This is a genomic window from Streptomyces sp. SID1328 (genome assembly GCF_009865595.1).
GTDB lineage: Bacteria > Actinomycetota > Actinomycetes > Streptomycetales > Streptomycetaceae > Streptomyces > Streptomyces griseoluteus.
In genome coordinates this window covers 1-9586 of the sequence record NZ_WWKH01000133.1, presented here as the reverse complement: position 1 = coordinate 9586, position 9586 = coordinate 1, and the positions used below count along the sequence as shown (strand labels likewise).

The 9586-nt window shown below is 71.6% G+C and carries 13 protein-coding genes and 1 pseudogene; 1 reads left to right on the top strand and 13 read right to left on the bottom strand.

Translation table 11 applies throughout. The annotated features are described in order from the left end of the window. Positions 1–232 (bottom strand): annotated as a pseudogene (locus tag GT030_RS04055) (SAM-dependent methyltransferase); the annotation flags it as partial. A gap of 32 nt (positions 233–264) precedes the next feature. After that, positions 265–744, bottom strand: coding sequence for a GNAT family protein (locus GT030_RS04050; RefSeq protein ID WP_161199867.1), 480 nt, complete (start codon positions 742–744; stop codon positions 265–267). 81 nt (positions 745–825) lie between these two features. Here GT030_RS04050 and GT030_RS04045 point away from each other — a divergent pair, with 81 nt between their 5' ends. Further along, on the top strand, positions 826–1182 hold the full coding sequence (locus GT030_RS04045) for a DUF192 domain-containing protein (protein WP_161199866.1): 357 nt from the start codon (positions 826–828) through the stop codon (positions 1180–1182). Between the two features lie 3 nt (positions 1183–1185). Here GT030_RS04045 and GT030_RS04040 read toward each other — a convergent pair whose 3' ends face one another. The 11 genes from GT030_RS04040 to GT030_RS03990 all read right to left on the bottom strand — a co-directional run bounded on the left by GT030_RS04040 (position 1186) and on the right by GT030_RS03990 (position 9575). After that, entirely contained in the window at positions 1186–1803 is a 618-nt protein-coding gene (locus tag GT030_RS04040; protein ID WP_161199865.1) for an OmpA family protein, read from the bottom strand. Positions 1804–1811: 8 nt separating this feature from the next. Continuing rightward, complete coding sequence (locus GT030_RS04035) at positions 1812–2396, bottom strand: hypothetical protein (RefSeq protein ID WP_161199864.1); 585 nt, start codon at positions 2394–2396, stop codon at positions 1812–1814. A gap of 30 nt (positions 2397–2426) precedes the next feature. Continuing rightward, the gene (locus tag GT030_RS04030) at positions 2427–2963 is read right to left on the bottom strand and encodes a pilus assembly protein TadG-related protein (RefSeq protein WP_346009557.1); all 537 of its coding nucleotides are present in this window, start codon (positions 2961–2963) and stop codon (positions 2427–2429) included. A gap of 56 nt (positions 2964–3019) precedes the next feature. Continuing rightward, positions 3020–3217, bottom strand: a complete 198-nt coding sequence (locus GT030_RS04025; RefSeq protein WP_161199863.1) for a hypothetical protein — start codon at positions 3215–3217, stop codon at positions 3020–3022. A gap of 113 nt (positions 3218–3330) precedes the next feature. Next, positions 3331–4086 (bottom strand): response regulator transcription factor, encoded by a 756-nt coding sequence (locus tag GT030_RS04020; RefSeq protein WP_161199862.1) that lies wholly within the window; start codon positions 4084–4086, stop codon positions 3331–3333. Then, positions 4083–5540 carry a histidine kinase gene (locus GT030_RS04015; RefSeq protein WP_161199871.1) on the bottom strand — a complete coding sequence of 486 codons (1458 nt, stop codon included), beginning with the start codon at positions 5538–5540 and terminating at the stop codon, positions 4083–4085. Before GT030_RS04015 ends, GT030_RS04020 begins: the two co-directional genes overlap by 4 nt. Positions 5541–5595: 55 nt before the next feature. Then, positions 5596–6483, bottom strand: coding sequence for a DUF5936 domain-containing protein (locus tag GT030_RS04010; RefSeq protein ID WP_161199870.1), 888 nt, complete (start codon positions 6481–6483; stop codon positions 5596–5598). Between the two features lie 16 nt (positions 6484–6499). Then, positions 6500–7444 carry a type II secretion system F family protein gene (locus GT030_RS04005; RefSeq protein ID WP_161199861.1) on the bottom strand — a complete coding sequence of 315 codons (945 nt, stop codon included), beginning with the start codon at positions 7442–7444 and terminating at the stop codon, positions 6500–6502. A gap of 4 nt (positions 7445–7448) precedes the next feature. After that, positions 7449–8786: a CpaF family protein gene (locus tag GT030_RS04000; protein WP_161199860.1), complete on the bottom strand. Its 1338-nt coding sequence runs from the start codon at positions 8784–8786 to the stop codon at positions 7449–7451. 13 nt (positions 8787–8799) lie between these two features. Beyond that, positions 8800–9159: a TadE/TadG family type IV pilus assembly protein gene (locus GT030_RS03995; protein ID WP_202459658.1), complete on the bottom strand. Its 360-nt coding sequence runs from the start codon at positions 9157–9159 to the stop codon at positions 8800–8802. Next, the gene (locus GT030_RS03990) at positions 9159–9575 is read right to left on the bottom strand and encodes a TadE family protein (protein WP_161199868.1); all 417 of its coding nucleotides are present in this window, start codon (positions 9573–9575) and stop codon (positions 9159–9161) included. Before GT030_RS03990 ends, GT030_RS03995 begins: the two co-directional genes overlap by 1 nt. Between the last annotated feature and the right edge of the window lie 11 nt (positions 9576–9586).

The following is a 9586-nucleotide window of genomic DNA, read 5'->3' as shown; positions in this document are numbered from 1 at the left end:
AGCACGGTGGGGCGGGCCGGGCGGCCTGCCTCAGTGCGAAGTCGAGTACCTCGCCGCCGCCGGTCTGGAGGTCGAGCGCCGCCCGCGCCCGCGCCAGCCGCTCCCCCGCCGAACGGGCGTAGCCCCACTCCGGCCGCTCCTCCGTGGCCCGGCCCGCGAACCAGGAGAAGTCCCAGCCGTCGGTGGGCACGGCGGCGCCTTCGGCCACCAGCTCCTCGAAAGTCCTGTCCATGGGGGCATGGTCCTGGAGCCGTGGGCCGGGCGTCACGGGGTTTTCGCGGCCGGGCCGTCGAGGACCAGGAGCAGGAACCCCTCCTCGTCGGGCTCTCCCACCCGCGTGAAGCCGTGCTTCTCCAGCAGGGCGACGGAGGCGGTGTTGCCGGCGAAGGGGTCGGCGTACAGGGGGCGTACGGGCTCCTCCTCGGTGAGGAAGCGGCCGAGGGCGCGGCTGCCTATGCCCCGGCGCCAGTAGCGGCGGCCCAGCCAGTAGCCGACGAAGCGTCTGCCTCCTTGCGTCCAGGAGACGACGTTGCCCGCGACCTCGCCGTCCACGGTGACCGTCCGCACCAGGCAGTCGGGGTCGGGGAAGATGCGGGTGCGCCAGTGGGTGAGGAAGGCGTCACGGGGGCGCGGGGTGAACCGGGACCTGCGGACGGCTTCCGGGTCGTGCTCGAAGGCGAGGAAGATCTCGAGGTGGTCCTCGGTCACGCCGCGCAGGCGTACGTCTTCTGGCTCGGCTGTCATGGTCCGGAGTGTGGCAGGGGGCACTGACAATCGCGTGCGGCCTGTGGACGGTGGGTACGGTCCCGGCGGAGGTGGGGCGGGATGGCGCGCTGGCGGGACGGGCACGGGACTCTGACGGTGCATCGGCCGGGGGGTGAGGTGTGTGTCCCGGTGGAGCTGGCGGTGTCCTACCGGGCGCGGACCCGGGGGCTGCTCGGGCGGGACGCGGTGGAGGGGGCGCTGCTGCTGTCGCCGGCCGCGAGTGTGCACACCTTCGGGATGCGGATGGCCATCGACGTGGCGTACCTGGACCGTTCGCTGCGGGTGCTGGCGGTACGCACGATGGTGCCGGGGCGGCTGGGCCTGCCCCGGCTCCGGTCCCGGCACGTACTGGAGGCCGGGGCCGGGGTGATGGCGGGGTGGGGGCTGGTGGCGGGGATGTCGGTGTCGGTGGGGTAGGGCCTACTGGGCGGTGCGGGGGAAGGAGACCTCCACGCGGCGGTTCTTCTTGCGGCCCGCTTCGGTGGAGTTGTCGGCGATGGGGTACTGCTCGCCGTAGCCGCGCACCTCGAAGGTGACGTCGGGGGCGTTGAGGTCCTGGTCGAGTACGGCCTGTACGGCGTTGGCCCGGCGCTTGGAGAGGACGTCGCCGTGGGCGGAGGAGCCGAGGTTGTCGGTGAAGCCGAAGACGCGGACGCGGGTGGCCTTCTGCTTCTGGATCTCCTCGGCGATGGCGGTGATGCGGGCGCGGGCCTCCGGGCCGAGTCTGGCGCTGTCCTTGCCGAAGAGGACTTCTGCCTGGAGGGCGAAGGTGACGTCGGCGTTGGTGTCCTCGCGGCGCTCGTCCCCGCTCTGGTCCTCGACGACCGACTTGATGTCCAGCACCTTCGCTCCCGCGAGCGTGGCACCCTCCGGCAGCTTCAGGTCCGGATCGGTGGGGTCCACCTTCACAGGCGCGGCAGCACTCGGCTCCGTACCGGGCGGCTCACTGGGCCCGTCCGCGAGGGCGGGGGTCAGGGGGGTGAGAAGGGCCGCGGTGGCAGCGGTCACGAGGAGGCGGGCGAGACGGGTGGTGGTCACGGGGGGCCTCAGTCGGAGATTTTGAAAGTGGCGGTCGGGAAAGTGGGCAGCTGGAAGTCGACTTCCGACGTGTTCTCCGGAGGCGCCGGGAACTGCATGAAGACCGCGAGTGTGGCACCGGACTTGAGGGCCGAGAAACCCGTCGTCGTCAGGGGGCGTCCGTCCGTGTCGCGCAGGACGTAATAACGCTTCTTGCCCTTCGGGTCGACGAGGGTCGCGCCTCCGAGTGACCTGCCGTTTCGGATGATCTCTGTTTCGTCGCCGCTCAGGGCCGACGGAATGACGAGGTCCTTGGCGCCGTCGTTCCGCAGATCACCGTTGACCGTGACGAAGCCTCCCGAGTCACGCTTCGCGGAAGTGATCTGGAGAGTGAGCCCGTCCGATCCCTTCAGCTCCGCCAGCGGGTCGTCCGACTGCCCTTCCTGCGTACTCGGATTCGAGCCACCCGACTTGGTGGCGGAGGCGGAGGCGTCCGGCTTCTTGTCATCGCCGCCACCACCTCCGCAGCCCACCGCACCAAGGGCAAGGACGGCAGCTACGGACAGGGCTGCCACACCCCTGGCGGTCCGCCGCCCGGTGAAACGCATACTCATGGCTGAAATCCTTTACGCGTCGATCGCCTGTCAGTCGGCGGCCAGGTGGACATCGAAGAGATCCTGCGGCTCGGGCAGATGAGTGAGATCGTGCGGGTTCAGCTCCCAATCACGGTCCTTGCAGGAAAGTCGCGGCAGCACGTCACCGTGCGACCCTTCTCCAGGCTTCTCGAACGTGCAGAGGGGTTCGATCACGGCCCTCGCGGACGCCGTCGACTTGAAATTCTCCGTGCCTGGGACGATGGAATGACCAACCGACTTATCGGTTTTGGCCTCGACCGTGAAGGCGAGCGGTCCGTCCTGTGCGCACCGTGCGTCGGCCTCGTTCTGGGCCGCCAGTTCGTCGGCCCGCCAGCAGGAGTCCGGCAGCGGCGCCTCACCGTCGAAGACGGCCCCCCACTTGGTGGGGTCCAGAATGTCGTCGACCCATTTCCCCACCAGCAGATCGCGCCTGTCCTGGGCCGCCGCCAGGGCGGCCGCATCGGCCGCGGTCTGAGCACCGCCGCGGTTCACCGAGGCCTGGCCGACCGCGAGATAGGCCAACGCGAGAAAGAGCAGGCCCGCCACCACGGTGATGTAGATGGGGAAGGCCTGCCCTGTGTCCCGGCGGAAGCGCGCTCCGGTCAGCCGCCGGTCACCTCGGAGATCTTCTGGGTGATCGCGTCGAAGATCGACTGGCCGATACTCGTACCCGTGATCGCCAGGACGATCGCCACGACCACCGCGATGATGCCGAGGTATTCCACCGCGGTCTGCCCCACGTCGCTGCGGGCGGCGCGGGCCCGCAGGCTCGCAATGGCGGTGTTGAACCAAGCGCTCATGGTGTTCCCCTCCGCATTTGTCTCCGATCCGCGCACCGTACGGCGGTAAGAGGAGACGGGCCCAGGGTCCGGGGGCCCAGGTTTGGGCCCAGTGGGGGCGGGTGGCGGGCACTTCACGCCACCCCCAACCACTTCGCCGTCGCCTGGGATCTGTTGGTGGTGTGGAGTTTGGCGAAAATGTGGTTGATGTGGTTCTTGACGGTTTTCTCGCTGATGAAGCAGGCGGCGGCGATCTGATGGTTCGTCATGCCGGATGCGACGAGGTCCATGATCTCCGCCTCCCTGGTGCTCAGTTGAAAACTCGACCGGAATGACTGTCCCACAGAGGATTGCATGTGCGAAAGGGTTTTTGCAGACATCTCCCAGGGAGAAGTGGGACGTTCGCGTTCCACGTGTGCACTCGCACCTGGCCCCACCGCCGGAGGCAACAGCGCGCGCACCGCCCCCGGCGTCACATGCGGACGCCCCTCGCACACATCCCGCACCGCCCGCACCAACTGCTCCGTGTCGAATTCCCCGTGCACCAGATATCCCCCCGCCCCCAGCCGCAAAGCCTCCCGCACGGTCTCCGTCTCATGGCTGTAGGTCAGCATCATGACGGGCGCCAGCCGGACCAGGTGGGGCAATGCCGAGATTCCGTCGACACCCGGCATCCGGACGTCGAGGAGGACGACGTCCGGCCGGTGCGCCAGCGCGGCCTCGTACGCCTCGCGCCCGTCCGCCGCCTCGGCCACCACGGTGGTGTCCTCGCGGCCGGAGAGCAGCGCGGTGAGGCCGGCGCGGACCACGGGGTTGTCGTCGGCGACCACGAGACGCAGCGGGCCGGTGGGGGGTGGGAACCGCATCGGAGTCTCCTTTCGCGGGTTCATCCGGGCAGGGGGAGGTCGACGCCGATCTCGGTACCGGACGCGTGCGCACCCCGGCCGATACGGATATGCGCCCCCGCCGAGGCGGCCCGCTCCACCATGCCGAGCAGCCCGAAGTGACCTTCGGCCCGCAGGGTTTGGAGAGTGACGCCCGCCGGGAGTCCCTTGCCGTCGTCGTGGACCGAGAGGCGGAGGCGGCCGTCCTGGACGCCCGCCGTCACGACGACCCGGGTGGCGTTCGCGTGGCGATGGGCGTTGTCGAGGGTCGGCGGTGAGCGCGAGGAGGGCGCGGGTGGTGGGCGGGGGAGGGGCGGCAGCGGGTCGCCGGTGCGGTGGCAGGTGACGGGGAGGCCGGTGCGGGTGGTGAAGTCGGCCGCCTGGAGGTTGAGTCGCGGCCACAGCGGGGCTTGGGGCACCTCCTCGCGGAGGTCGGAGAGGAGTTCGCGGGACTCCGCCGCCGCCCGGCGGGCCGAACGGGCGACCAGTTCCGCCTCCTGGCGCAGGCGGGCGGGGTCGGGGGTGGCGGCGGAGGCGGTGACGGCGAGGGCGTCGGAGGCGAGGGCCACGCCGTGCAGGGTCTTGGCGAGGGAGTCGTGCATCTCGCGGGCCAGCCTGGCGCGTTCGGACTGTACGGCCTCCGCCGCGGCGAGCCTGGCGCGTACGGCCGTCAGGGCGTGGGTGGCGGTGCCGAGCCGGAGCATCAGGTTGCGCAGGGTGGAGCCCATCGCGCCGGTGATGACGCACAGGCCGGGCAGCAGCAGGGTCTCCGCGAGGCCGGTGTGCCGTTCGGCGTCCAGGGTGGCGTGGACGAGGAGCAGGATCAGTGACTGGAGGGAGGCGAAGAAGGCGGCACCGCGCCAGCCGTAGAGCAGTCCGGCCAGCAGCGGGGTGCAGACGCTGACGTAGGCGAGGGTGGTGTCCGGCCCGGCGGAGATCAGCAGCAGGGAACCGAAGAGGGTGTCGACGGCGAGCAGGCTCGGATGCCGCAGCAGCAGCGGCCCGAACCGCCCCCAGTCCCGGAACAGCACGTACGACACCATGAACGTGACGACCACGGCCGCCCCGACCAGCCGCGCCCCCAGCCCCGGCGCCGCGTTCAGCAACGCGGCGGGCGCGGCCAGCACGATCATCGCCAGCCGGAACCCGAACACCTGCCGCCCCACAGCCTGCAGAGCCCGCACCTGAAGTCCCTCGGGGGGTACGGCGGGCCCACCAGCGGCGGAGCCGGGACGCCCCTCGGGCCCGTCCCCGTCGGCCGCCGGCGAACGCCCCTCGGCACCGCTCGCCGGAGCGCCCTGCGCACCGAACGGTGAGCCCCCCTCGGCATCACCGCCCCGGCCCGCTGCCGATCCGCCGGCCGGAGTCCCCTGCTCGTCTGGCGTCGGCCGGTCCCGGGCGGCACCCCCGGCCGGGCCGTGCGGGGCCCCGGTCTCCTCCGCTCCCGGCACCCCCGGCATCCGCCCGCTCAACCTCCGCGACATGGCCCCACCTCCCCCGGACCCCTTTCCCTCCCTACTCCCCCGCCAACGATCCGAAGTCCACCCCGGACCCCAGCAGCAGGCCCGCGCCCAGCAGCAGCATCGTCGCCGGGACCATGAACGTCGTGATCATCAGCGTGGCCTTGGGGACCGCCCGAGCCGCCTTGCGGCGGGCGTTCTGGGCGTCGGTGCGGCGCATGTCCTTGGCCAGGGACACCAGGGTGTCGACGATGGGGGCGCCCAGTTCCTCGCCCTGCTGGAGGGCGGTGACGAACATGGCGACCTGTTCGGAGTCGTTGCGGCGGCGGAGTTCGGTGAAGGCCTGGCGGCGGGTCATGCCGAGGTCCATCTGGCGGAGTGTGATGCGGAGTTCGTCGGCCCAGGGGCCCTCGTAGCGGCTGGAGACGCGGTCGAGGGCCTGGCGGAAGCCGAGGCCGGCGCTGACGACGACGGCGAGGACGTCGAGGAAGTCCGGCAGGGTGCGCTCGATGACGTCCCGGCGTACCCGGATCGCGGACCAGATGCCGACCTCGGTCCAGAAGGCGCCGAAGGCGAGCAGCAGGAGGGCGACGAACCACTGGCCGCGCAGCAGGAAGACCAGGAAGCCGAGGGTGCCGAGCGCGCCGTAGACCGCGCGGCGGGCGGCGTAGCGGTCGATGGTGAGGCCGCCGGGGTTGCCCGCGAGGTCGATGCGACGGCGGTAGCGGGCGACCAGGCCGGGGCCCATGAGGCGCAGCACGAGGGGCGCGTACCGCATGCCCATGCGGTCGATGACGGAGCCGACCGCGCCGGTGCGGGTGGCGCCGATCTCCAGGGCGACGGCGAGGTCGCCGGGCAGCTTGGTCTCGGCGCGGTACATGCGGACGCCCGCGAAGGCGCCCCAGACGCCGAGGGCCGCCAGCAGGGCGAGCAGGAGTTCCATCCGGTACGTCATCCCCTCACACGTCGATCCGGCTCATGCGGCGGATGAGGACGAACCCGACCGCGTACAGGGCGAAGGCGACGATCACGCAGCCCTGGCCGACCGGTGAGCCGGTCAGGCGTTCCAGGGCGCCGTCCTTGACGCCGTTCATCAGGAAGAGCGCGCCGATGCCGAGGGCGGGCACGGCGTACGAGGTCATGGTGACCTGGGAGAGCTGGGTGCGGATCTCGCGCCGGGTCTCCTTGCGCTCCTCCAGCGTCTCGGTGAGGTTGCGCAGTGCCGAGACGACCTGCCCGCCCGCCCGGTTGGAGAGCACCAAGGTCGTGACGAGGACGACGAGTTCGCGGGAGGGCAGCCGGGCGGCCAGTTCGCCGAGCGCGTCCTCCATGGAATGGCCGATGGCCAACTGGTCGGCCACCTGCGAGAGCTCCTCCCCGGCCGGGGCCTCCAGCTCCTCGGCGGCCATGCCGATGGCGGTGCGCAGGGCGAGCCCGGCCTGGGTCGCGTTGGCCAGGATGCGGGCCAGTTCCGGGAGTTGGTTGATGAAGCGCTCGATGCGCTTCTGACGCTGCCAGTTGAGGAACTGCACGGCCGCCCAGATGCCGAGGAGCCCGGCGATGGGCCCGAAGAAGGGGGCCAGGGTGGCCTGGCCGACGAGCCAGAGCGCGGCGACCGCGGTGAGCATCCCGGCGAAGAACTCGCCGGGGGTGAGGTCGAGTCCGGTGGCGGCGAGCCGGAGTTGCAGCGCCCGGCCCAGCGCGGTGCGGCGCAACCGGCGGTCCAGCCCGCGGAAGTGCCGCTTTCGGCCCCCTCCCGGCACCTGGTCGGCGTGCGCGAGCCGGTCCTCCAGGGCGGCGCGCCGGGCCCGGCCCGAGGCGTAGGTCTGGACGCCCGCGACGGCGAGGAGGCAGGTCAGCAGGGTGATGCCGGTGGTGAGCTGCGCGAGGGTGGACAGATCCATGGGCCTACCTGGCCTCTCGGGTGGCGAGCTGGTCCGCGGTGCGGGCCACGCCGAACGCCTGGGGCACGGGCTGGCCGGCCATGTAGAGGCGGTCGGCGGTGCGGCGGGGCAGCGGGAAGTACTGGAAGGCGCCGTGGACCTGGCCGTCGGCGGTCATCGGGCGGGCGTCGAAGCGGGCCACCGTCGCCAGCCGGTACGGCTCCCCGCCGTGGCTGTCCAGCAGGGCGACCTCGGTGATCCGGCGGGCGCCGTCCGCGAACCGGGTGAGCTGGACCAGTACGTCGACCGCGCTGTTGATCTGGTCGTGCAGCGCGGCGAAGGGCACCTCCACGTCGGACATGGAGGCGAGGGTCTGGAGCCGGGTGAGGGCGTCCTCGGCGCTGTTGGCGTGCACGGTGGCGAGCGAGCCGTCGTGGCCGGTGGACATGGCCTGGAGCATGTCCAGGGACTCCCCGCCCCGGACCTCGCCGACCACGATGCGGTCGGGCCGCATGCGCAGGGAGTTGCGGACGAGGTCGCGGATGGTGACCTGGCCGCTGCCCTCGACGTTGGGCGGGCGGGACTCCAGGCGGACGACGTGGGTCTGCTGGAGCTGGAGCTCGGCGGAGTCCTCGATGGTGATGATGCGCTCGTGCGCCGGGATCAGCCCGGACAGGGCGTTGAGCAGGGTGGTCTTGCCGGTGCCGGTGGCGCCGGAGACGATCACGTTGAACTTGGCCTGCACCAGCCCGGCGAGCAGCAGCAGCATGTGGTCGTCGAGCGAGCCGAAGCCGATCAGCTCTTTCAGGGTGTAGGAGCGCGGGAAGCGGCGGATGGTGAGGACGGGGCCGCTGAGCGAGAGCGGCGGGATGATGACGTTGACGCGCTCGCCGGACGGCAGCCGGGCGTCGACCATCGGATTGGACTCGTCCACGCGGCGGTTGACGGTGGAGACGATGCGTTCGATGGTCTGCATGAGCTGGTCGGCGGAGGCGAAGCGCAGCGGCAGCCGTTCGACCCGGCCACCGCGCTCCACGAAGATCGAGTCGGGACCGTTGACCATGATCTCGGTGACGGAGGCGTCCTCCAGGAGGGGTTCCAGGATGCCGAGGCCGAGCGCCTCGTCCACCACGCGCCGGATCAACTGGGCGCGTTCGGCGGTGGAGAGCACCGGGCCCTCGCGGCTGATGATGTGGCCGAGGACGCGTTCGAGCCGGGCCCGGCGCTCGGCGGCGGCCAGCGAACTCATCTCCGCGAGGTCGATCTCCTGAAGGAGCTTGGCCCGGTAGGAGGCGACCAGGTGTCCGTCCTCCCCCCGGCTGCCCTGCTCCTCGGGCGAGTTGATGCGTGCCCGCAGGCTCATGAGAGGGCCCTCCTCAGTGGTCGACCGGCATGGTGGCGGACTTGACGGCGGTCCCCAGGTTCCAGCCGGGCACGACCTGGGGGATCTTGACGGTCGCGGTCACGGTGACCGAGTCGCCGCCCCCGCCGCCGCCCGAGCAGGACACGCTGAGTCCGCCGCTGACCGCGCCCGCGCACGCCGACTGGGCGTCCTGGCGCAGCGAGGCGGCCCGCGCCCCGGCCCGTGCGGCGGTACCGGCCTGCTCGGCGGCGTAGGCGACGGCGCCGATCTGGATGCCGGCCAGGCCGACGATCAGCAGCACGGGGACGAATCCCAGGTACTCGATGGCGACCTGACCCCGGTCGCGGGTACGGCTGCGGCGCATGCCGGGCATCAGTCCTTCACCTCCTCCACGGCACCGGCGTGGCCGTGCACCGTGACCGGGAAGTCGATGGAGCCGGGGAAGAGGACGGGGACCTTGAGGTCCACGTCGGCGGTGACGAGGCCAGAGCCCCCGCACCGTACCGACGCCCCGTCCCGCCAGGCCCCGGACAGATGCTTGAGCCCCGCCTCCGAGCACGCCCCCTGCCGCGCGCCCCGAGGGGCCGCCGTACCCGCCCGTACGCCCTCGTCGGCGGCGTTCCCGGCGAGCACGAAGGCGTACCCGACCAGCACGCACTGCCACATCAGGACCAGAGTCAGCACGATCAGCGGGGTCATGCCGAGCAACTCGACGGCGACCTGCCCTCGGTCTCCCCCCAGGGCCTGTCTTCTGGATCTTGCCGGGGTCGCGGGGTCTGGCACGCACATCTGCGGCGTTG